Annotated in this window: 26 protein-coding genes; all 26 read left to right on the top strand. The window is 45.7% G+C overall.

Annotation, left to right across the window (positions count from 1 at the left end; all coding sequences use genetic code 11):
* Positions 1-3 precede the first annotated feature (3 nt).
* The gene (gene rpsA / locus PWYN_RS24225; RefSeq protein WP_240479824.1) at positions 4-1347 is read left to right on the top strand and encodes a 30S ribosomal protein S1; all 1344 of its coding nucleotides are present in this window, start codon (positions 4-6) and stop codon (positions 1345-1347) included.
* Positions 1348-1598: 251 nt separating this feature from the next.
* Entirely contained in the window at positions 1599-2921 is a 1323-nt protein-coding gene (gene der, locus PWYN_RS24220; RefSeq protein ID WP_036657221.1) for a ribosome biogenesis GTPase Der, read from the top strand.
* A 12-nt stretch (positions 2922-2933) separates the two neighbouring features.
* Entirely contained in the window at positions 2934-3551 is a 618-nt protein-coding gene (gene plsY / locus PWYN_RS24215; RefSeq protein ID WP_036657219.1) for a glycerol-3-phosphate 1-O-acyltransferase PlsY, read from the top strand.
* Positions 3544-4584: an NAD(P)H-dependent glycerol-3-phosphate dehydrogenase gene (locus tag PWYN_RS24210; RefSeq protein WP_036657216.1), complete on the top strand. Its 1041-nt coding sequence runs from the start codon at positions 3544-3546 to the stop codon at positions 4582-4584. The genes plsY and PWYN_RS24210 overlap by 8 nt, the downstream gene beginning before the upstream one ends.
* A gap of 67 nt (positions 4585-4651) precedes the next feature.
* Positions 4652-4927 carry a stage VI sporulation protein F gene (locus PWYN_RS24205; RefSeq protein WP_036657214.1) on the top strand — a complete coding sequence of 92 codons (276 nt, stop codon included), beginning with the start codon at positions 4652-4654 and terminating at the stop codon, positions 4925-4927.
* 422 nt (positions 4928-5349) lie between these two features.
* Complete coding sequence (locus tag PWYN_RS24200) at positions 5350-5529, top strand: DUF2768 family protein (protein WP_036657210.1); 180 nt, start codon at positions 5350-5352, stop codon at positions 5527-5529.
* Between the two features lie 42 nt (positions 5530-5571).
* The gene (locus tag PWYN_RS24195; RefSeq protein WP_036657206.1) at positions 5572-5874 is read left to right on the top strand and encodes a 2Fe-2S iron-sulfur cluster-binding protein; all 303 of its coding nucleotides are present in this window, start codon (positions 5572-5574) and stop codon (positions 5872-5874) included.
* Between the two features lie 20 nt (positions 5875-5894).
* A complete protein-coding gene (locus tag PWYN_RS24190; protein WP_169744150.1) occupies positions 5895-6545 on the top strand; it encodes a hypothetical protein in 651 nt (216 codons plus the stop codon).
* A 17-nt stretch (positions 6546-6562) separates the two neighbouring features.
* Positions 6563-6931: a 2Fe-2S iron-sulfur cluster-binding protein gene (locus PWYN_RS24185; protein WP_036657201.1), complete on the top strand. Its 369-nt coding sequence runs from the start codon at positions 6563-6565 to the stop codon at positions 6929-6931.
* A gap of 46 nt (positions 6932-6977) precedes the next feature.
* The gene (locus PWYN_RS24180) at positions 6978-7730 is read left to right on the top strand and encodes a hypothetical protein (RefSeq protein ID WP_240479823.1); all 753 of its coding nucleotides are present in this window, start codon (positions 6978-6980) and stop codon (positions 7728-7730) included.
* Positions 7731-8552: 822 nt separating this feature from the next.
* Positions 8553-10031, top strand: a complete 1479-nt coding sequence (spoIVA, locus tag PWYN_RS24175) for a stage IV sporulation protein A (protein ID WP_036657199.1) — start codon at positions 8553-8555, stop codon at positions 10029-10031.
* A gap of 352 nt (positions 10032-10383) precedes the next feature.
* Positions 10384-10656, top strand: a complete 273-nt coding sequence (locus tag PWYN_RS24170; RefSeq protein WP_036657196.1) for an HU family DNA-binding protein — start codon at positions 10384-10386, stop codon at positions 10654-10656.
* Between the two features lie 114 nt (positions 10657-10770).
* Positions 10771-11019 (top strand): trp RNA-binding attenuation protein MtrB, encoded by a 249-nt coding sequence (gene mtrB, locus PWYN_RS24165; RefSeq protein ID WP_052088375.1) that lies wholly within the window; start codon positions 10771-10773, stop codon positions 11017-11019.
* A gap of 98 nt (positions 11020-11117) precedes the next feature.
* Positions 11118-11660, top strand: coding sequence for a hypothetical protein (locus PWYN_RS24160; RefSeq protein ID WP_036657192.1), 543 nt, complete (start codon positions 11118-11120; stop codon positions 11658-11660).
* 113 nt (positions 11661-11773) lie between these two features.
* The gene (locus tag PWYN_RS24155) at positions 11774-12643 is read left to right on the top strand and encodes a heptaprenyl diphosphate synthase component 1 (RefSeq protein WP_036657189.1); all 870 of its coding nucleotides are present in this window, start codon (positions 11774-11776) and stop codon (positions 12641-12643) included.
* A gap of 2 nt (positions 12644-12645) precedes the next feature.
* Positions 12646-13398 (top strand): demethylmenaquinone methyltransferase, encoded by a 753-nt coding sequence (locus PWYN_RS24150; protein ID WP_052088373.1) that lies wholly within the window; start codon positions 12646-12648, stop codon positions 13396-13398.
* On the top strand, positions 13391-14266 hold the full coding sequence (locus tag PWYN_RS24145) for a UbiA-like polyprenyltransferase (protein ID WP_036657186.1): 876 nt from the start codon (positions 13391-13393) through the stop codon (positions 14264-14266). Before PWYN_RS24150 ends, PWYN_RS24145 begins: the two co-directional genes overlap by 8 nt.
* On the top strand, positions 14263-14865 hold the full coding sequence (locus PWYN_RS24140) for a UbiX family flavin prenyltransferase (protein ID WP_036657183.1): 603 nt from the start codon (positions 14263-14265) through the stop codon (positions 14863-14865). Before PWYN_RS24145 ends, PWYN_RS24140 begins: the two co-directional genes overlap by 4 nt.
* A 3-nt stretch (positions 14866-14868) precedes the next feature.
* The gene (locus PWYN_RS24135; protein WP_036657181.1) at positions 14869-15729 is read left to right on the top strand and encodes a menaquinone biosynthetic enzyme MqnA/MqnD family protein; all 861 of its coding nucleotides are present in this window, start codon (positions 14869-14871) and stop codon (positions 15727-15729) included.
* The gene (locus PWYN_RS24130) at positions 15726-16694 is read left to right on the top strand and encodes a polyprenyl synthetase family protein (RefSeq protein WP_036657179.1); all 969 of its coding nucleotides are present in this window, start codon (positions 15726-15728) and stop codon (positions 16692-16694) included. Before PWYN_RS24135 ends, PWYN_RS24130 begins: the two co-directional genes overlap by 4 nt.
* A gap of 110 nt (positions 16695-16804) precedes the next feature.
* Entirely contained in the window at positions 16805-17248 is a 444-nt protein-coding gene (gene ndk / locus PWYN_RS24125; RefSeq protein ID WP_036657177.1) for a nucleoside-diphosphate kinase, read from the top strand.
* Between the two features lie 30 nt (positions 17249-17278).
* Positions 17279-18076: a CheR family methyltransferase gene (locus tag PWYN_RS24120; RefSeq protein ID WP_036657174.1), complete on the top strand. Its 798-nt coding sequence runs from the start codon at positions 17279-17281 to the stop codon at positions 18074-18076.
* A 103-nt stretch (positions 18077-18179) separates the two neighbouring features.
* The gene (locus PWYN_RS29705) at positions 18180-18341 is read left to right on the top strand and encodes a hypothetical protein (RefSeq protein WP_169744149.1); all 162 of its coding nucleotides are present in this window, start codon (positions 18180-18182) and stop codon (positions 18339-18341) included.
* 309 nt (positions 18342-18650) lie between these two features.
* Positions 18651-19820, top strand: coding sequence for a chorismate synthase (gene aroC / locus PWYN_RS24115; RefSeq protein WP_036659142.1), 1170 nt, complete (start codon positions 18651-18653; stop codon positions 19818-19820).
* A gap of 2 nt (positions 19821-19822) precedes the next feature.
* A complete protein-coding gene (gene aroB / locus PWYN_RS24110; RefSeq protein ID WP_036657172.1) occupies positions 19823-20926 on the top strand; it encodes a 3-dehydroquinate synthase in 1104 nt (367 codons plus the stop codon).
* Positions 20920-21294, top strand: coding sequence for a chorismate mutase (gene aroH / locus PWYN_RS24105; RefSeq protein ID WP_036657169.1), 375 nt, complete (start codon positions 20920-20922; stop codon positions 21292-21294). Before aroB ends, aroH begins: the two co-directional genes overlap by 7 nt.
* Positions 21295-21385: the final 91 nt, after the last annotated feature.

Genomic DNA, 21385 nt, shown 5'->3' with positions numbered 1-21385 from the left:
CACATGTCTGAGGAAATTAGAAATCAGGAATCTGCGGATAACGTTGAGAACAACGAGAACGCAGAAGCGACAGAAACTGTTGAATCCGCTGTGGTAGAAGAGAACAACGGAACTACAGAAGCTGTTGCCGGTAATGAAGAAGCGAGCCAAGAGGATTTGGAAGTTATCATTTCCGTGAAAAAGGGCGACACCGTGAAAGGAACGATCGTCAAAATCGAAGATAACCAAGCTTATGTAAGCATTGGATATAAATACGACGGCGTAATTCCGATTCGCGAATTGTCATCCGTACAATTGGACAACGCTGCTGAAGCGGTAGAAGTTGGACAAGAAGTAGAATGCAAAGTTGTCAGCATCAACGATAACAAGGAAAGCTTAGTGCTCTCCAAACGTGCGATTGACAGCGAAAAATCATGGGAAGATCTTGAGAAGTATTTTGCTTCCCAAGAAACTTTCGAAGTTACTGTGGCTGACGTAGTTAAGGGCGGTCTAGTAGCTGATGTTGGCGCTCGTGGATTTATTCCAGCATCCATGGTTGAACGTCACTTCGTTGAAGATTTCAGTGATTACAAAGGACGTACTTTGCGCGTTAAAGTGAAAGAATTGGATCGTGAAAACAGCAAAGTTATCTTGTCTGCTAAAGAAGTTCTTGAAGAGGAATTTGAAGCTAATAAGATCAAAATTATGGCTGAGCTTTCCGAAGGTCAAATTATTGAAGGAACTGTACAGCGTTTGACTCAATTCGGCGCATTCGTTGATGTAGGCGGTGTTGATGGCCTCGTTCACGTATCCGAGATTGCTTGGAACCATGTAGAGAAACCTTCTGATGTTGTATCTGAAGGAGATAAAGTCCGCGTTAAAGTACTTAAAGTTGATCCTGAGAAGGGCAAAATCAGCCTGAGTATCAAAGCTGCTGCTCCAGGTCCTTGGGATTCTGCCGGCGAATCAATCAAGATTGGTGATATTGTTACAGGTGAAGTTAAACGCCTTGTTAACTTCGGAGCATTCGTTGAATTGCTTCCGGGTGTTGAAGGTCTTGTGCATATCTCCCAAATTTCCCACAAACATATCGGCACTCCGCATGAAGTGTTGAAAGAAGGACAAGAAGTACAAGTGAAAGTACTTGACTTCAATCCTTCGGAAAAACGCGTGAGCCTTAGCATCAAAGAAACTGAAGAAGCTCCAGCTCCTTCAGCTAGACCAGAAAGAAGCAGCAACAGCAACAGAGATAGAGGTCCTAAAGAAGTGCTTAACAACCCTAACGTTTCGTTAAGCAACGAAGGCCTTAGCTTTACTCTTGCTGAGCGTTTTGGCGATAAGCTGGACAAATTTAAGGGTAACAACTAATCCGTTAACCCAAGAAGAGCAAAATATAAGGATACTATATAGGGTTAAACTTATGTGTTCTTATATTTGGAGTCATACCGGGTAAAGTAATCGGCGAACCCTCGATACGGGGGTTCGCCGATTGTGTTTTTTTGGACTCTTATTGGGGGAATAATAAATAAACGGTGAGATTGGTGTTTGGATGAGCGTTAGCCAATTTTGTTGATTTTTGCTATGATGAGTAACGTATAGGAAGACAGGAGGAATGGAATATGGCAAGACCCGTTGTGGCAATCGTTGGGAGGCCTAACGTCGGTAAATCGACGATTTTTAATCGGCTGATCGGTGAAAGAGTAGCCATTGTAGAGGATAAACCGGGCATTACACGTGACCGGATATACGGTATTACAGACTGGAACGGTAAATCATTCAGTGTAATTGATACCGGAGGTATTGAAATTGACGGTGATGATACGATTCTGAAATCGATTCGTGCTCAAGCAGAGCTGGCGATTGAGGAAGCTGATGTCATCGTATTTATGTGCGACGCTAAGAGTGGACTTACGAATTCGGATGAAGAGGTAGCACAACTCTTGTTCCGTTCAGGAAAGCCTATAGTGCTTGCCATTAATAAAGTGGACAATATGAAGCGTACTGACGATATTTATGAGTTCTACAGTCTGGGGTTTGGCGATCCTATTGGTATTTCAGGAAGCCATGGCACCGGGCTCGGTGATTTGCTTGACGCAGTAACTGAGCGCCTTCCGGAGCTTACAGAAGATGCATATGATGAAGATGTTATTCGCGTTGCCTTAATCGGGCGTCCGAATGTAGGCAAATCTTCTCTAGTTAACGCAATTCTGGGGGAAGAACGCGTTATCGTTAGTGAAGTTGCAGGAACGACACGTGATGCAATTGATACTCCCTTCGAAAAAGACGGACAGCGTTATGTACTCATCGATACTGCCGGGATGCGTAAGCGCGGCAAAGTGTATGAGTCTGTAGAGAAATATAGTGTAATGAGGGCTATGCGTGCTATTGAACGTGCTGATGTTGTACTCGTTGTCATTAACGGCGAAGAAGGCATTATTGATCAGGACAAACATATTGCCGGGTATTCACATGAGGCCGGTAAAGCAGCAATATTTGTTGTGAACAAATGGGATGTCATCGAAAAAGATGATAAAACCATGCAGAATTTTGAGAAGAATGTCCGTGACCATTTCTTGTTTATGAGCTATGCCCCAGTTGTCTTCTTATCGGCTTTGACCAAGCAGCGTCTGCAAAAACTGCTTCCGGTCGTACAGCATGTAGCTCAGCAGCATTCACTGCGCATCACGACGCATTTGGTTAATGATGTTGTATCCGATGCTGTGGCTATTAATCCTCCGCCTACGGACAAAGGCCGACGCTTGCGCATTAACTATGTAACGCAAGTTGCGGTTAAACCGCCTACTATAGTGGTGTTCGTTAACGATCCTTCGCTGATGCACTTCTCCTATGAGCGCTATTTGGAGAATAAAATCCGCGCGGCATTTAATTTTGAAGGAACGCCAATCCGTATCTTTACACGGCGTAAATCCGACGAAAGTTAGGGGAGAATCAGTGTGGCACTTGAATTTCTGGTCATTGTTGTAAGCTATTTGCTTGGCTCCGTAAGCTTTAGTGTATTGCTCGCCAAGCTTCTGAAAGGAATTGACATCCGTCAGTACGGAAGCGGCAATGCCGGGGCTACGAATACGCTGCGGGTTCTGGGGAAAGGACCTGCGATAACAGTGCTCCTTCTGGATGTTCTGAAGGGGATTGCTGCTGTCTGGCTCGGAACCTGGATTGGTGGTTGGGGAACGTGGGTAGCAGTTATCTGCGGGGTCGCCGCTATTATCGGCCATAATTGGCCTATATACTTCCATTTTCGTGGCGGCAAAGGTATTGCTACTACGATCGGTGTAATGGCTACGCTTTGTTTCTGGCCTGCCCTGATCGCGGGAGCCATCGCCATCGCGTGCATATGTATAACGCGCTATGTATCGCTTGGCTCACTGATTTTTGTTGTTCTCACACCGGTTATACTTTTGCTGACCGATTTTACGCAGCCTGTGCTCTGGACTAGTATTACCATAGCACTCTTCGCGTTTTGGAGGCACCGTACCAATATTGTGAAGATATTTGAGGGTCGTGAGAACAAAATTGGCTCCAAAGCAAAAGGGGGGGACCGCGTTGTCTGATAAAGTCACCGTACTGGTTGCGGGCAGCTGGGGAACTGCGCTGGCAAGCGTGCTGGCGGCTAATCATTCGGAGGTTTATCTGTGGACGCGAAATTCTGATCAAGCGGCCGAGATCAATAAATCTCACACCAATGATCAATATCTGCCGGGGATTATTCTGCCATCCAACATTGTTGCAACTACGGATATGGAATCTGCTGTAGCCGGTTCTAAGGCTGTTGTGATTGTAGCGCCTTCATCGGGAATGCGTCAGGTAGCCCATAGTCTGAAACAATATTGGAAGGAAGATATGCTCTGTGTACATGCGACCAAGGGGTTCGAGACGGAAACCATGAAGCGGATGTCGACAGTAATATCCGAGGAACTTGGCATTGCTGAGGGGAACGTTGTGGTGCTCTCTGGTCCTAGTCACGCAGAGGAGGTTGTCCGACACTGTCCAACAACCGTGGTCGTCGCCTCACCGGACGATAAAGCAGCTGCAGCAGCCCAAGAATTGTTCATCAACAATGATTTCCGAGTCTATACGAATCGCGACCTCATTGGTGTAGAACTTGCCGGAGCCCTTAAAAATATAATTGCCCTCGGAGCGGGTCTTTCGGATGGGCTTGGTTTTGGTGATAACGCCAAAGCTGCGTTGCTTACACGCGGTCTGGCAGAGATATCCCGTGTCGGAGTTGAGATGGGAGCGAACCCATTGACCTTTTCCGGCTTGGCGGGGATAGGTGACCTTGTAGTAACGGCTACTAGTCAGCACAGTCGTAATTGGCGTGCCGGGTCAATGCTTGGCAAGGGAATACCGCTGTCGGAGGTACTGGAATCCATGGGAATGGTTGTTGAAGGAATTCGTACAACGCAGGCAGCTTATGCGATTTCGGCCAAATTAGGCGTGCAGATGCCGATTACCGATCAAATCTATCATGTCCTTTTCAAGGACAGAAGTCCGCGAAGTGCCGTGGAGTCATTAATGGGACGTGATCGGAAAACGGAGATGGAAGCTATTTCTCAGGAAACCTGGGAGCAATGGCATTCCTAAGCTCTTTCACCTTTTACCGGAGATTCTCATATGTTGTTAGTGGGGATTGACGGAGGAGGGATGAAAAGTGAGCAAAAATTTTTCCAAAGATGCGTTGAACGCCATTAACAAAAAAGCGGGTAAGAATATTACGGAAGGCGCCGTCAAAAAGCTGGCCAGTACGGTCAAGCCGGGGACGATGCAAAATGAAGCCCAGCTCCGCCAGTTAATCAAACAAGTATCTGCAATGGCTAAAGTACCTGTCAGTGAGGATACCATTCAGGATATTATCAACACGGTTAAAAAGGGCGGAGCCGGGGCAGGTACCATGGAAACGTTAATGAAAATGATGCTAAAAAAATAGCTTGATGTAGTGTAAGACAAGAGGAAAAGGAATCGGACAGAATTTTACCGGTTCTCTTTCCTCTTTTTTTATAGGTTGTGGAAAATATTAACAGCAAGAGAACAAAAGGCCATTGATTACAGTAAAGAATATATTAAAATGATTAAAAACGGTGATGTCAATAAAATTAAAGTATGAGACCAATCAGGCGCTACGCATTCCATTTTAATATACTTTGGGGATGGGATGACTGTAGTTCTAGATGAATTCGCAAAGCAGACCCTAAATTAAGCTGTCATATGATCTAATGCTAAGCCTGCAGCCGATGTGGGTTCTTTTTTTTTTGTGAAAAATATTATATCTTTGAACGTTCTGTAAAGAAAATGAAATGGGGTTTATGATATGATGTTCACTATATAAAACAGCTTAGGGGGGATTTGACCATGGATCCAATGGCAAAAATGTGGTTGTCCCTAGTCGCAATTTTGATTATGGGAGTGTCTGTTTTTCTAATTACTTTTGCCCGCAGTAAAACAAAAGGCGTGATCAGAGTAGTATTGTCCGTAGTTGCTTTTGTAACGATGATCATTGGCTTTTTAGGCGGAGTGGCTTCTATTATGTGAGCCCTTACAAGAGACTACAGGCTATGCTGAAAGGGGGCGGAAATGGACGGATTATTAATATTAAAAGGTAAAACGGTAACCAAAGAAGTTCAGCCTCAGCAGGGCAGTACCCTTTTGGAACATGCCTTGAAGCACGGTGTGGATTGGCAAAACCTGTGTACACGCGGGACATGCGCACGCTGTCGTTGTTATATGGAGGCCGGAGCAGAGCTTCTGGAAGCTCCAACTAAAGCTGAAGAGAGACGCCTTGATCCTGAGGAATTGGAAGAAGGCTATCGCTTGGCTTGCCAGGCAATTATAAAGACACCAGGAATCCTTATAGCGCTGAACAAAACGTATTTCTAACAAGAGGTAACTCATAACAATTGAGCTGTTATTTTGTAGAAATGGAGTGTGAGGGTATGGCTGCTGCAGAGATGCCACCTGAGCTACGTGAAACGTTGAAGAGTGTATGCAATTTATTGAGCATGGATAGGATGGGGAACTCATCCTTGTGGTTGCTGGGAGGAAGCTGCGGGCTGCTGCTTCATAATGTACCTCTGGCAAGACCGCCTCGTGATATAGATTTGTATGCCGATCTGGGAGAGACCGATTCTCTGCATAATGCTTTAAGTCATTGGTCTCTTGATCACCCAGAGGAAAACTACAGCAAGGATTGTTTCTCCGTTATGAGTCATTACAGGTTTGGAACTTATCCTATTGAACTGGTATGCGGCTTCAAGATTTGTTCCGGTTATTCACAATATATAGTTGAGACAAGCCTATTGCTAAAAGATGCCCCCCTTACTTATTTTGAAGGTATAGGATATCTGCGGTTAATGCCCTTGGCTCATGAATTTGTGTTCAATATTCTACGAGGCAGAAGTGACCGCTATGAAAGCATAGCTGCGGTAATGAGAATGGATTTGGCAAGCCATTTACCGCTGCTGCAGTCTTTGTCCCAACGCAATACATTGGAGGAGTCCCACTTGCGTTTACTTGAACAGCATCTGTCTGTATCTTTGTCTCTCGTCTAGGAAAGGAAAATGACATCATGAAATCTCAACAGGGTTTGACCGTAATATTTCAGCCGGATAACCGAAAAGCTGTTGTGCCCCGGGGTGTGACGCTTTTAGAGGCTGCCCGTAAGGCCGGTGTAGCCATTACCACACGCTGCGGAGGTAAGGCAGGCTGTCTTATGTGTAAGGTAAGGATAGAAGGACAGGATGCGGCAGCAGTTCGTCCTGCGGGCGATGCAGAACGCCGCAAGCTCGGCAGCTTACTGCATGAGGGAGTACGTTTGGCCTGCCAGGCAGCCGTGTGGGATAATGTTACCGTTATTGTTCCTGAAGATCCCTTAAAGGCCGCAGTTCGCCGTAAGTTGGAGGCTGCACGGCGTGGAGAGGAAGAAGATTTGTGGTAGGACACTATGTCAATTGAAGGATAACAGAAGAGGGGGGCTTGACACGATGAGATACATACGAGCGAAGAGGAAATTCCCGACCCGCAGCCTACTTATGATGAGTGCACTGCTCTTTCTGACCTTTTCACTCTCTGGATGTCTGTACCCGAATAAAGAAGAAGGTCGGTCTACGGTTAATTACCGCGAAAGTGTGAAAAGGATTCAATCGGCTGTGGATGATTACAAACAAGAAGAAGGCGTTCTGCCTATAATCAATGCGGAGATAACCACTCCAAGATATGAAAAATTTCGAATTGATCTTGACATGTTGAATAAAAAGGGATATGTGGATGACATTCCAGCCACAGCATTTGAGAAGGGTGGAAGTGCATATTTTCTTATTTTAAATGAAGAGAGCAACCCGACCGTAAAAGTAATGGATCTTGAGACGGTTCAGAAGGTAAACGACGTACAGCTTCAAGTAACTCGGTTTAAGTCTGCTCATGGGGGCGGTCTTCCCGTTGGGGAAGAGATTTATCCAGGGCTTTATTCGATTGACTCGAAAAAAGCGGGAACCGCAACGATTAAGCTGTCCAGTGTATATTCAGGTCAGGAAATTCCGTTTATTATGGATAAAAACGGAAATGTTTACGTTGATTATGTTTTTGACATTATGACCGTTATTAATAAAAATGGAGGCCCACAGAAGCAAACAGCAGATTTAAGGCTAGATTTGGAGCTGGCTTCCTATTATGTTCCTGTTAAATCCTTGCCTTATCTGTGGATCAATGAACAGCCAGTCCCTCAGGCGCCTAATTAAGGACGGATATGAGTAGACGTGATTTGCTAAAAAGCTGGTCCTATAAACTAGGGTCAGCTTATTTTTTTGCCCAATTAACTGTTCTCCCACCGTATTGTCCAACACTAACCAATCAGTGTTATATAACTGGGGTGACAGCACGGGTTAAATTGAAAAGGGCCTTCAGAGATTACTATTTATTTTTAGGAACTATATTGATTGAAATTGAAAAACTGACAAAGGAATGTAGTAACGGAGGGGGATTTTGGAACTGGAAAAGCGGTAGCGTCCGGCCGAAAGATTTCCGTAGGAAAGCTCGCTTCGAAAGCATAAGCTGTCTCCGGATTTCATCCGCTAATAGCGGTATAAATCCAGAAAGTCTTACGACAACAGCGGTTGGAAGTCCAACATTCACCGCAGTTACGGCCCAAACCTAAAATAGATAAATGTTAAGTTCATCTCATAATGCGACTTCTTTAGGTCGCGCCATAAATAGTAGTTCTTTTCAAGATCCCGTCCTCATATGATTGATGAGAAAGGTTCCGGGCGCTCTACGACTGCATGCGTACACTACTACCTCATTGGAAATTCATAATTCAAATTGCGCAATTGCAGGTCATAATTTCGTACTGGATACATATGATGATACTAGTCCAAATGCATGTCCGAGCATTCGGAGTTTAGCGCGGGGCAGTACGTTCCGTCATCGTAAGCGGCTAAGCTTCGGGCGGACATACGCAAAGCCCGGTTAATGTCCCTAACAGGTCATGAAAGCCGGCGGAACGCGAAGTCGATGCTCTTCAGGCATTTTTTCTTCGGAGTAATATGAGGAGGGGATCTCTTTTGGAAAAAGTGGATATTTTCAAGGACATTGCCGAGCGAACCGGCGGAGACATTTATCTTGGAGTCGTCGGCGCGGTCCGCACGGGAAAATCAACATTCATTAAACGTTTTATGGAGACGATTGTATTGCCTAACATTACGAATGAAGCAGATCGTGTACGGGCAATAGATGAGCTTCCACAAAGTGCGGCAGGCAAAACCATTATGACAACGGAACCGAAATTCGTCCCTAACAACGCTGTTCAAATCAAGGTGGCGGAAGGGCTTGAGGTGAATGTACGGCTGGTAGATTGTGTAGGCTACGCTGTAGATGGCGCCAAAGGCTATGAGGATGAAAATGGACCGCGGATGATCTCAACCCCATGGTTCGAAGAACCCATCCCGTTCCAGGAAGCAGCAGAAATCGGCACACGTAAGGTTATTCAGGAACATTCAACACTGGGAGTAGTAGTTACTACTGACGGTACGATTGCTGAGATTCCCCGTAGTTCTTATGTGGATTCTGAAGAGCGTGTGATCGCGGAGCTTAAAGAGGTCGGCAAGCCTTTCGTACTTGTCATTAACTCCACTCGACCACGCAGCGAAGAAGCACAGCAGCTTCGCGGAGAACTTGCTGCGAAGTATGATATTCCGGTTATGACGCTTAGTGCTGCGAATATGACTGAGGATGATGTTACCGGGGTACTTCGCGAGGTGCTCTATGAGTTCCCGGTACACGAGGTTAATGTTAACCTGCCTAGTTGGGTCATGGTGCTGGATGAGAATCATTGGCTGCGCAGCAGCTACGAAAACTCTGTTCGTGATACCGTTAAGGATATCCGCCGCCTGCGGGATGTAGACCGTCTTGTAGCGCAATTTTCAGAGTATGAATTCATTGACAGAGCCGGCCTAAGCGGAATGAATATGGGTCAGGGAGTAGCGGAAATTGATCTATACGCTCCAGAAGAGCTCTATGATCAAGTATTGATGGAAGTCGTAGGCGTAGAGATCCGCGGCAAGGATCACCTGCTGCAATTAATGCAGGAATTCTCGCACGCCAAACGCGAATATGACCGGTTTGCGGAAGCGCTTGAGATGGTCAAGACCACCGGCTATGGAATTGCAGCCCCTTCGCTGGCGGAAATGGCACTGGATGAACCGGAACTGATTCGCCAAGGCTCACGCTTCGGGGTACGTTTGAAAGCGACAGCCCCATCCATTCATATGATCCGTGTTGATGTAGAATCGGAGTTCTCACCGATTATCGGAACCGAGAAGCAAAGTGAAGAGCTGGTACGGTACCTGATGCAGGATTTCGAGAACGACCCGATCAAGATTTGGGAATCCGATATTTTTGGAAGATCCCTGCATTCCATAGTCCGTGAAGGCATTCAAGGTAAGATTGCCATGATGCCAGATAATGCCCGCTACAAGCTTCAGGAAACTCTTGGACGTATTATTAATGAGGGCTCAGGCGGTTTGATCGCTATTATCCTGTAAGAATGAGATAGCTTCACGCACGATAAAGATGTGATGTGAAAACTATAGAACAAGCCAGTCTCTGGGGTATTGGGGGCTGGCTTGTTCTTGTTGCGGTTTGCGCAGCGATTTGCGTTTTTTGGAAGTATAGGTCTAAGAAATCAGTGATATATTACCGGAAAGTTGATACTTTCTACTCCTTTTTTAAGTAACGCCTTGAAATTATGATTGCGCTGTATTACTATAAGTTTGTTGCGCTTCAGGGTCACTGGGCGCCAGAGTCTTGCTTGTAGCGGGATTATCACGTATATTTTACGCTGAAACGGAAACAGTGAGTGATATTGCAACATATTGGTCGGGGAGGTGAGAAGACATGAACAAATCAGATTTGATCAACGCAGTAACGGAAGCAACTGAACTTCCCAAGAAAGATGTTACCAAAGCAGTAGATGCAGTATTCGAAGCCATTACGGGAGCTCTACAAGGCGGCGACAAAGTACAACTGGTTGGATTTGGTAACTTTGAAGTGCGCGAGCGTTCTGCACGTAAAGGCCGTAATCCACAAACTGGTGAAGAAATCGAAATTCCTTCGAGCAAAGTTCCGGCATTCAAACCGGGTAAAGCGCTTAAAGACGGAATCAAATAAAGATTTCTACATATCCTATTCCTTATTTGGTTACAACAACAATGCCGCCCTCCAAGGCGGCATTTGTTTTTTGGAAGCATAAATGGAATTAATAGGTTCAGAGGAGGATTAGAGATGAATGAGAACAATAATACCGGCAGCCCCGTTCCTACTGGCAGCGATTATATCGTAGTCAAAGCGAAAGAAAACGGTGTTCAAGTAATCGGGCTGACCCGAGGTCTGGATACAAGGTTCCACCATACGGAAAAGCTGGATAAAGGCGAGGTACTCATCGCTCAATTTACCGATCATACCTCGGCAATGAAAATTCGCGGCAAAGCTGAAATTTGGACGAAACATGGACAATTGGAGAGTGAAAGCTGAAAAGCAGGCATAGCCTGCTTTTTTTCGAAATATAAGTAAGTATGATAATCGTATAAAGGACGAAAGACACGGAAACGATGGATAGAGGGGGAAGGTCCATGAACCGGGGATGGTGGATCGGTGCTGTTCTGCTGCTAAGTGCAGCATCTACTATAATGCTACCTAAGCTGGCAGATATGGATTCTGTCCTTCAGAGGGAGCATGGGGTGCTGGAGACCTTCATTGGCGGGAGGGATAAGGTTCTTGATGAGTCCAATCTCGTGGATCAGTTGGGTTCTCTGCCTTTGATGTTATCCATCGACAGCGCGGGCTGGGAGAATAATATTCTGTCACTGGATTTGAAGATTACAAGTAATGATCCCGATCCGGAGGCAATATATAAAGATATGTCAAAGGTTATTTCCTTCGCTTTTCAAGATACACCTAATGTGAACGAGCTTTTGTTGCGTGTGATAGTTGAGGATAAATGGCTAGGAAGTCGTAGGCTCTTGCTGGCAGGGGATATCAGACGCACCGAATGGTCACACGAGCTGCAGCGAGAGCTTGATTCTACTGGTAATACGCCCCTTTCGGATCGGATTAAAATGGGTTTTCGGATTAGCGAAAGTGATCTATGGAATAAACAGTTCATATCTCCCTAAACAGGGTAAAAGAAACTAGGATCACCCACGATGCGTGACAAAAAAACATGTGATATAATAGACAAGATTGTGAACAAAGAAATTGTCATAATGTCATTGGCTCGGAGGCTGAAATGAAACCGTACCGCATACCACAGCTAGCTAAACCCTATACAGACTACGATATGATTCAGCGGCATGCGGAATTGCCGCCATTTCCTGATGTCCGTGGACATTTATTATATATATTTCTCAATCATGGCGCCTCGGGCCCGCAAAACAATGGAGAATTATATACATTAGTAACCACACTTGTACAACTGGGTCTGGATACCCATGAAGTCATTGACCGTTCTAATGGCGATCCTGATAAAGATACGATGCGTTCCCGTCAGCTTAAGGTGCTTGCTGGAGATTACTTCAGCAGCTGGTTTTACCAATTACTCGCAAAAAGTGAACAGATAGAGATGGTGGGTATCCTCAGTACGGCCATTGCTGAATTAAATGTAATGAAGGCACATCTTTACAGTAAAATGCGTGGAATGCTGCTTACAGCGGAACAATATCTGCGACACACGGTACAGCTGAATATGCAGCTGTTCCTTTCTTTTACCCCAATGATTGAAGAATCCCTTGCGGATCTGTGGCAAAGTCTGCTGCATGAGTTCTCCCACTGTGAGACGGTAGTTATGGAGCTGCGCCGTAGTGGCGATCCTGCCGAAGCCATTGATGGTTACTGTTATTTGCATTTGCTGGATGCAGTGACAGAGGACGAGAAGCCCCTGTTGCAGAATCGGAATATGGACCATAAGGACTGGAAGAAACTAAAAATGAAATATAAATGTGACTCACTATTGAAGGACAAATTGCATCAATCAGTGGAGACCATTCAAGGCATACTGCAAGGTGTTAAAGATGAAAGCCTAATTAAAGAATTAAGTGCTGCGCTGGATCGATTCCTGCTCCAGATGAAAATTACGGGACAAGCTGCCGGGGAGGGTTAATTATGTCTATAGAGAAAACAACAGCCGCCTCAGAAAATGCTGTGAAGCCCAAAGAGCAGTACGTACACTCCGTTTTTGAGAGTATTGCGGGCAATTATGATATTATGAACGATATTTTAAGTTTTCGACGCCATAAGGCATGGCGTAAGTTCGCAATGAAGAAGATGGCTATGAAGTCAGGAGACAATGCGGTTGATTTATGCTGCGGGACTTGTGACTGGAGTATTACAATGGCGGAAACCACCAAGACCGGGTCGGTCATTGGGTTGGATTTTAGCGCTGGTATGCTCGAGGTTGGCCGTCGTAAAGTAAAAGAACACCGGCTTGAAGACCGAATTTCCCTCGTACAGGGCAACGCAATGAATCTTCCATTCGGGGATCACTCCTTTGATTATGCAACGATTGGCTTCGGACTGCGGAACGTGCCTGATCTTGTTCAGGTGCTTAACGAAATGAAGCGGGTGGTGAAACCCGGAGGCATGGTCGTATGTCTAGAGCTTTCCAAACCTACAGTTCAGCCGTTCAAAGGCGTGTACTATTTTTATTTCCAGCGCGTGCTTCCCTTACTGGGCAAGTTGTTCGCTAAGAGCTATGAACAATACAAATGGCTTCCTGAATCACTGGCTCTTTTCCCTGATCGGGAAAAGCTGGCTGAGATTTTTCGTGAAACCGGACTTCATAAGGTTGAGTCATATCCTTTAACCGGTGGCATCGCTGCATTACATATTGGACGCAAGGAGAAGTTGGATGTTTAAGAAAATGGGCATCTTTTTACAAATGATCAAGTTTGAACACACTGTGTTTGCCTTGCCCTTTGCTTTTATGGGGGCATTACTTGGTTCTGTTGTTATGTATGGATCATTGCCATCATGGAGCAAGATTGGTTGGATTGTAATTGCAATGTTCGGCGCTCGCAGTGCAGCCATGGGCCTGAATCGTCTGATCGACCGTATTAGTGACGCTAGAAACCCCCGGACAGCCGGGAGAGCTATTCCAGCAGGCCTTCTGAAGGCAGGAGAAGTGGTTTTGTTTATCGCGATTTCTTTCTTTTTACTATTTTGGGCTGCCTTTAAGTTAAACCCTTTATCCACTAAATTATTGCCGATTGCCGTTTTTTTACTGGTCTTCTACTCTTTTACCAAACGCTTTACTTGGGCATGTCACATTATTCTTGGCTTGACGATCGCATTGGCACCGCTTGGAGGTTGGGTGGCGGTAACAGGAACTGTCGACTGGACGGCAATGGTATTTTACTTCACGATTGTGTTCTGGACGGCGGGGTTTGATATTATCTATTCCTGCCAGGACGTTGAATTTGATACAAAGGAAGGTCTTTATTCGATTCCTGTTCGATTTGGTGTTGCTAACGCACTTTTAATCGCTCGAGTATTCCATATTCTTACCGGTATTGGATTCGTATCTCTGTTGTTTATTACCGATTTGAGCTGGTGGTATGTTGCAGGGATGCTGATTGCCTATATTATCCTTTTTTACGAGCACCATATTGTATCCCCAAGCGACTTGAGCCGTTTGCAAACCGCATTTTTTACGATGAACGGCGTGCTCAGTATTGTCGTGTTCTCTTTTACTTTGATTGACTTGGTGGTGCAGTTCTACAAATGACCCACTCTAAACCAAAGAGCTTTGTAGTAGGAATTACAGGTGCAAGCGGTGCGGTCTATGGAGTTCGCTTAACTGAAACCCTGCTGTCTCTGGGATTTACTGTGCATTTGGTGGTTAGTAATGCGGGCTGGCGTGTACTTAAGGAAGAGCTCAGCGTTAATATCTCAGACCGGGACGGTTATTTGAGCGAAAAGTTCAGAGACTATCCCGGTTCTCTGCTGTATCACCCCATTGGTGATATTGGTGCGTCGATTGCAAGTGGCTCTTTTCGTGTGGAGGGTATGATCGTGATGCCTTGCTCAATGGGTACACTCTCCGCTATCGCTGCCGGAACCTCGGACAATTTAATGACTCGTGCGGCAGATGTGATGCTTAAGGAAGGACGGCCACTGGTGATCGTTCCCCGTGAGACACCTTTGCATGCCATACATCTTGAAAATATGCTGAAGCTTTCTCGACTAGGAGTGCGAATCATTCCGGCTATGCCAGCCTTTTATTACGGACCTGAGACTTTAGATGATATCGTCAATTTTATGGTAGGTAAGGTGCTGGACAGCTTTAATATTGAGCATGCTTTATTCCGTAGATGGGAGGGTTGACTTATGGGTAGTGACGGCTACACCGTTATCGGTAAGATCAGCTATACAAACTCATGGCCGGTATTTTATAATTTTCATCCTTCGACTTTGAGATACCCTGCAGAAATGGTGTCTGAGGTACCTTCGGTTCTCAATAGGGGAATGAGCCAAGGCAGTATACATGTAGGGGCGTTATCTTCTTTTGCCTATGCTGAAGCCAGCGACAGGTTGCTGCTTCTGCCGGATTTATCCGTCAGCTCGGATGGACCGGTCAAATCTATTATGCTATTTTCTAGAGCTCCTTTAACGGAGGTGGCCAATGGGATTATCGCCGTAACCAATACTTCTGCAACTTCAGTTAACTTGCTGAAGATATTACTCGAGAAGGCTTTCGGCGGAAAACCTCAGTACATAAGTGCTGATCCCGATCTGGAGGATATGATGGAGATTGCCGATGCCTGCCTGCTTATAGGAGATCAGGCCATTAGAGCTTCTTGGCAGGATCTAGGCTATATTGTTACCGATATTGGGGAACTATGGAAAGAATGGACTGGTTTGGGAATGACTTTTGCAGTGTGGGCTGTGAACAGGGATGCAGCAGAAGAGAAGCAGGAAGTCATAGCGGAAATTGTTAATGCCTTTGCAGCAAGTAAGAGACTTGGTCTTCAGGATCTGACGCCCATTGTCAAGGATGCCTGCATTGCCATCGGAGGGACCGAAGCCTACTGGTACGGGTATTTCCGTAATTTATGTTATGATTTTGGAGAAAGGCAGCAAAAAGGTCTGAATCTCTATTTTCGTTATGCCTATGAAATGGGTCTGCTGCTGCAGGAAGTGAAAATGGAGCTTTGGAGTCACAATCTGCTGACTAGGGTGAAAGAATGAAACGACTGCAAATGTTCGGTTTGCTAAATAAAGATATGGATCATATCGAAAAAGAGTTATATCGCAGCGTCCAGGGCGATGACGACTTGTTGTCTGAGACATCTCTGCACCTGTTGAGGGCAGGGGGGAAACGTCTCCGGCCTGTGTTTGTTCTCATGGGGGGCAAATTTGGTAATTATGATCTGGAGAAGCTGAAGCGTATTGCTGTTCCATTGGAGCTGATTCACAGTGCATCGCTTGTACACGATGATGTTATTGATGATGCAGATCTTCGGCGTGGCGAGCCAACGGTAAAGTCTAAATGGGGCGATAAAATTGCCATGTACACCGGGGACTATATCTATGCTAAGGCCTTGATTATGACCAGCGAGTTAAAGAATCCGAGAATTCACCAGATCTTGTCTAAAGCTATGGTGGAAATGTCCATTGGCGAGATGGAGCAAATCCGTGATTTTTTCAATAGTGAGCAAAGTATACGCCATTACCTGCGACGGATTCGCCGCAAAACGGCGTTGCTTATCGCTATCAGCTGTCAGCTTGGTGCTCTTGCTGCAGATGCCAATCCGGAAGATGCACGACTGCTATATAACTACGGTTACAATGTGGGGATGGCCTTTCAGATCCGTGATGATCTGTTGGATCTTTCCGGAACAGAGAAGCAAATCGGTAAGCCGCCGGGCAGTGATATGCGGCAGGGCAACATCACCCTTCCGGTTATCTACAGTTTAGAGGATGATAGGCTTCGAGACCGTTTACTCGAGGAATTGGATTTAATCCGCGGAGGACGGATGGAGGTGGGGCGCGCTATTGACCTTATTCTTTCCGGGGATGGCATTATCCGGGCAGAGGAATTAGCTTCTCGATATATCTCCAAAGCACTTACAGCGTTAGATGGCCTTCCGAATAATAAGACGAAGCGTAACTTGCGTGATATTGCATTCTTCGTTACAGGGAGAGCTTATTAAAATTCGTTAGCGGATGAACATTGGTACAATATTAAGCGTTCACAGAAGTAGAAGTTTCTGTTAAAATATCGAAAAACACATTATTCGTATGGAAATGGAGAGTGGACCCTATGGAACAAACGTACCTGATGATCAAACCAGATGGTGTACAGCGTGGATTAATTGGCCGCATCGTTGCCCGTCTGGAGGATAAAGGATTCAAATTGGTAGCAGCAAAGCTGTTAACGGTTACAGAACAACAGGCAAAGAGACATTACGCCGAGCATGAAAGTAAAGACTTTTTCCAAGAGTTGGTTTCGTTTATTACATCAGGTCCTGTTTTTGCAATGGTTTGGGAAGGTGATGACGTTGTAACCTTGTCGCGGATGCTCATCGGCAAGACCAAGGTAGGCGAGGCTTTACCGGGTACTATTCGCGGTGATTTTGCCAGTCATACTCCCCTTAACCTGATCCATGGCTCCGATTCTCCCGAAAGCGCGAAGCGAGAAATTAGCAACTTTTTTGCTCCAGAAGAATTAGCTCAGTATCAAAAAGACATCGCAGCTTGGATTTAGAATCCAGGCGGGAGGCAGGGGAAGAAGATTATGTCCGAACGTGAAGTGTCAGCCGTGGATCCTGATTACACCGGGTTTATCCATAACATTAACAAGAGTACAGGAATCGATCTGTCTCAATACAAGGAAGCCCAGATGAAACGGCGTCTGACTACTCTTCGTGTAAAGAATGGATATCATAGTTTCGCCGACTTTTTTGCCGCAATGATGAAAGATAAGGCCTTATTTTATGAGTTTTTGGATCGTATGACAATTAATGTATCGGAATTCTGGCGTAATCCCAATCGCTGGGAAGTATTGCGTGATGTTATACTGCCTGAGCTGCAGCAGGGGAACCGCAGGCTGAAGGTATGGAGTGCCGCTTGTTCCACAGGAGAAGAGCCTTATACACTGGCAATGATCCTGTCCGACAAAGGCATTCTTGGGCAGACGGGAATTCTGGCTACGGATATTGATGATGGTGCATTAGCCAAAGCTAAACAAGGCATTTACCTGGAACGTTCGCTTAAAGATGTACCGAAGGATGTAGCTCAGCGTTACTTTACACCTGAAGGGCCAATTTTTAAGGTGAGCGATTCCCTGAAGAAGCATATCGATTTCCGCAAACAGAATTTGTTGCTAGACAAGTTTGATGAAGGTTTTGACCTTATAATATGCCGTAATGTAATGATCTATTTTACTGAAGAAGCCAAGAACAAGCTCTACCAAAAATTCTCCAGCAGCCTTCGTCCCGGCGGATATTTATTCGTTGGAAGCACAGAGCAGATCTTCACGCCTTCTCAATACAACTTCGAATCCACGGAGACGTTCTTCTATCGTAAAAAATAAAGCCTAGTACATATCCATAAATGTTTCTGCGTATACTTTCACCTGTAAATACTGATACTGCATAGTAGGCTCAGTATGATAAGTGAAAGGTCGTTAGCAAACCATGGACAAAAGCAAGGTTATTGCCGCTTATAGACGCGGATTTATTACGATTCACGAATGCGGGCAAATCCTTGGTGTGGAGGAAATGCAGCTGAAGCGTCTTCTGCAACAAGAAGAGAGTAAGCGGGCTTTTCCACAGCAAAGGCAGCCCATCGGAAGCTGATCTGATATCCAGTATAAGTCTGAAGGCGTCGTCTCTACCCGTAAGGGCAGGGGCGACGTTTTTGTTTAAATATAAGAAAGTATAAGTTTTCAGTTTACTTTGCTTATATTTCTACGAGAAACGGATACCTGAAAGCGATATGGGTATCGCTGCTACGAAAGCATAGGCTTCATTAAGGATGGCAAAGGCTTTTCTTCTTATAATCCTAACATCAGTTTCTTGTCAAAGAGGATTCCCTATACTATAATGAGCAAAGATCATAAGGATTTTAGCGGTTTACAGTTTAAAAGTGTGAAGGGGGAACGCAGCATGAGTTTACGCTATTTGACGGCGGGGGAAACGCACGGGCCCCAGCTTACAGCCATTATTGAGGGTTTGCCAAGTAATCTTACACTGAATTTTGAGGAGCTTAATTTCCAGTTGCAGCGGCGTCAAAAAGGTTATGGACGAGGTCGTCGGATGCAAATTGAGAAGGATACGGCTCAAATTGTCGGCGGAGTTCGTCACGGCTTCACGACAGGTGCTCCAGTTGCCTTGGTAGTAGAGAACAAGGACTGGACCCATTGGAAGAACATTATGAATATTGAACCCATTCCAGGCAGCGATGAAGAGAAGCGCCGGGTGAATCGGCCACGTCCCGGGCATGCGGATCTGAATGGCGGATTGAAATATAATCTGACGGATCTCCGGAATGTTCTGGAACGCTCCAGCGCAAGGGAGACGGCGGCAAGAGTGGCCTGCGGCGCTATTGCAAGACAACTGTTGGCAGTCTTTGGTGTCAAGATAGCAGGTCAGGTTATTCGTATCGGTGAAATTGAAGCACCGGCTAACCAATTGCCTATTGATGAATTAATCGAATTAACGGAACAGTCCTCGGTACGAGTGGTAGATAAAGAAACAGAACTTAAGATGGAGTCGTACATAGACAAAATCAAAGAGGAAGGCGATTCTATCGGAGGAATTGTCGAGTGTATTGTGGAAGGTCTTCCGGTAGGATTAGGCAGCTATGTTCAGTCGGACCGTAAGCTGGATGGAGCGATTGCTGGAGCTGTAATGTCAATAAACGCATTTAAAGGTGTAGAAATCGGAATAGGCTTTGAAGCCGGCCGACTGCGCGGATCACAAGTGCATGACGAGATTATGTACAATGCAGAGCAAGGGTACTACAGAGCAAGCAACCGTTTGGGAGGATTTGAAGGTGGTATGACGAATGGGATGCCTGTGGTGGTACGTGGTGTGATGAAGCCGATCCCGACACTGTACAAGCCTTTACAGAGCGTAGACATTGATACCAAAGAACCTTTTACAGCTCAGGTTGAGCGTTCGGATGCATGTGCGGTTCCAGCAGCTTGTGTCGTACTTGAGAATGTAGTGGCTTGGGAAATCGCCAAGGCATTCCTGGATAAATTCGGCGGAGATTCTATCGAAGAGATTAAAGCTAATTATAACAATTACCTGTCCCAGTTGGAGAGCTACTAATTATGCGGAGTATAACGGTAGATTTGGGCGAACGTTCTTATCCTATCCATATTGGCAGCGGGCTTTTACAAAATATCGGTGCACGGTGCGTCGAGGCTGGTTATCCGGTCCGCAGTCCACTGTTGCTCGTTAGTGACAGTTCCGTAGCTCCTCTTTATTTAGCAGATCTGGAGTCTCGTCTTCGTGAACATGGTTATACAGTGGTTAGCCACATTATTCCTTCCGGTGAGGCTTCGAAATCGCTGACTTCCTACGAAGAAATAATGACAACAGCGATCAAGGCAGGCTTAGACCGCAGTTCTGCTGTAATCGCTTTGGGTGGCGGTGTGGTTGGTGATTTAGCAGGATTTGTGGCAGCTACTTATATGCGGGGTATCGGCTTTATGCAAATACCTACCACCATTCTTGCACATGATAGCAGTGTCGGTGGGAAGGTTGCAGTTAATCATCCTCTTGCCAAAAATATGATAGGTGCTTTCTATCAGCCATCAATGGTCCTGTATGATCTGGATACACTGAGTACACTTCCGCAGCGTCAAGTATCTTCCGGTCTGGCTGAAGTTGTGAAGCATGGTCTTCTTGTAGACCGCGATTTTGCCTACTGGTGCCGAGAGCATGCTTCGGAGCTCCTGGAATTAAATCCTGAAGCACTGGGCTACGCACTGGAACGGGGTTGTTCCATCAAGGCTGATGTGATAGCTGTTGATGAGCGGGAACAAGGACTCAGAGCTATCCTGAACCTCGGACACACCATCGGTCATGCCATAGAGGCCGTTAGCGGTTACGGTGTGGTTTTGCATGGTGAGGCTATTTCCATTGGCATGGCTGGGGCTGCGCTTCTAGCACATAAGCTGGGCCGTGATAAGTCTATATATGAGGAGACAGTTTCCATGCTGTCCTCACTTTCTCTTCCCGTGACTCTGCCCTCCCATTATGATGAAGATGAGTTGATGGCGGCCATGATGCATGACAAGAAGTTTAAGGAAGGCAAGATGACCTTCGTTATTCCGAATTCCATCGGTTCAGTCAGCATTATCAATGATGTGTCTGAGACCGCTGTGCGCGAGGTTTTAACACAGCTTAAGAAGGAGGGAAGCCCGTGGTAAACCGAGGGATTCGCGGAGCAACAACAGTTACCCGCAATGAAGAAATCGATATTTTACATGAAACTGTGGTATTGCTTCGTGAGATTGTCGAACGTAATGATGTCATTGCTGAAGATATTTGCAGTGTATGGATTACAATGACAGCAGATCTGGATGCAACATTTCCGGCGCGGGCCATCCGCGAGATTGAAGGCTGGGAAATGGTGCCGTTGATGTGTTCTACAGAAATCCCTGTTAAAGGGAGTCTGCCGCAATGTATCCGATTGATGGTGCAAGTCAACACAGACAAGAGTCAGCGGGAAATTCAGCATGTCTATCTGAATGAGGCCCAGAGACTGCGTCCTGATTTATCCCAAAGTAAATCCTAATCTTAAGCTCGGGGTTGTCAATGACTGTGAGCTTCATGTATAGTGTAATTAGACGAGTAGAGCAGAGTAAGTTGAGATGAGTATAGTTGAG

Source organism: Paenibacillus wynnii (assembly GCF_000757885.1).
GTDB classification, from domain to species: Bacteria; Bacillota; Bacilli; order Paenibacillales; family Paenibacillaceae; genus Paenibacillus_AQ; species Paenibacillus_AQ wynnii.
Note: the sequence above shows the minus strand (reverse complement) of the source record. Positions and strands in the feature narration are given on the sequence as shown.

Excerpts from the sequence above, each read along its gene's own strand:
- rpsA (WP_240479824.1), top strand. The coding sequence starts at position 4 with ATGTCTGAGGAAATTAGAAATCAGGAATCTGCGGATAACGTTGAGAAC.
- der (WP_036657221.1), top strand. The coding sequence starts at position 1,599 with ATGGCAAGACCCGTTGTGGCAATCGTTGGGAGGCCTAACGTCGGTAAA.
- PWYN_RS24200 (WP_036657210.1), top strand. The coding sequence starts at position 5,350 with ATGGATCCAATGGCAAAAATGTGGTTGTCCCTAGTCGCAATTTTGATT.
- PWYN_RS24195 (WP_036657206.1), top strand. The coding sequence starts at position 5,572 with ATGGACGGATTATTAATATTAAAAGGTAAAACGGTAACCAAAGAAGTT.
- PWYN_RS24185 (WP_036657201.1), top strand. The coding sequence starts at position 6,563 with ATGAAATCTCAACAGGGTTTGACCGTAATATTTCAGCCGGATAACCGA.
- PWYN_RS24180 (WP_240479823.1), top strand. The coding sequence starts at position 6,978 with ATGAGATACATACGAGCGAAGAGGAAATTCCCGACCCGCAGCCTACTT.
- PWYN_RS24170 (WP_036657196.1), top strand. The coding sequence starts at position 10,384 with ATGAACAAATCAGATTTGATCAACGCAGTAACGGAAGCAACTGAACTT.
- mtrB (WP_052088375.1), top strand. The coding sequence starts at position 10,771 with ATGAATGAGAACAATAATACCGGCAGCCCCGTTCCTACTGGCAGCGAT.
- PWYN_RS24160 (WP_036657192.1), top strand. The coding sequence starts at position 11,118 with ATGAACCGGGGATGGTGGATCGGTGCTGTTCTGCTGCTAAGTGCAGCA.
- PWYN_RS24155 (WP_036657189.1), top strand. The coding sequence starts at position 11,774 with ATGAAACCGTACCGCATACCACAGCTAGCTAAACCCTATACAGACTAC.
- PWYN_RS24150 (WP_052088373.1), top strand. The coding sequence starts at position 12,646 with ATGTCTATAGAGAAAACAACAGCCGCCTCAGAAAATGCTGTGAAGCCC.
- PWYN_RS24145 (WP_036657186.1), top strand. The coding sequence starts at position 13,391 with ATGTTTAAGAAAATGGGCATCTTTTTACAAATGATCAAGTTTGAACAC.
- PWYN_RS24140 (WP_036657183.1), top strand. The coding sequence starts at position 14,263 with ATGACCCACTCTAAACCAAAGAGCTTTGTAGTAGGAATTACAGGTGCA.
- PWYN_RS24135 (WP_036657181.1), top strand. The coding sequence starts at position 14,869 with ATGGGTAGTGACGGCTACACCGTTATCGGTAAGATCAGCTATACAAAC.
- PWYN_RS24130 (WP_036657179.1), top strand. The coding sequence starts at position 15,726 with ATGAAACGACTGCAAATGTTCGGTTTGCTAAATAAAGATATGGATCAT.
- ndk (WP_036657177.1), top strand. The coding sequence starts at position 16,805 with ATGGAACAAACGTACCTGATGATCAAACCAGATGGTGTACAGCGTGGA.
- PWYN_RS24120 (WP_036657174.1), top strand. The coding sequence starts at position 17,279 with ATGTCCGAACGTGAAGTGTCAGCCGTGGATCCTGATTACACCGGGTTT.
- PWYN_RS29705 (WP_169744149.1), top strand. The coding sequence starts at position 18,180 with ATGGACAAAAGCAAGGTTATTGCCGCTTATAGACGCGGATTTATTACG.
- aroC (WP_036659142.1), top strand. The coding sequence starts at position 18,651 with ATGAGTTTACGCTATTTGACGGCGGGGGAAACGCACGGGCCCCAGCTT.
- aroB (WP_036657172.1), top strand. The coding sequence starts at position 19,823 with ATGCGGAGTATAACGGTAGATTTGGGCGAACGTTCTTATCCTATCCAT.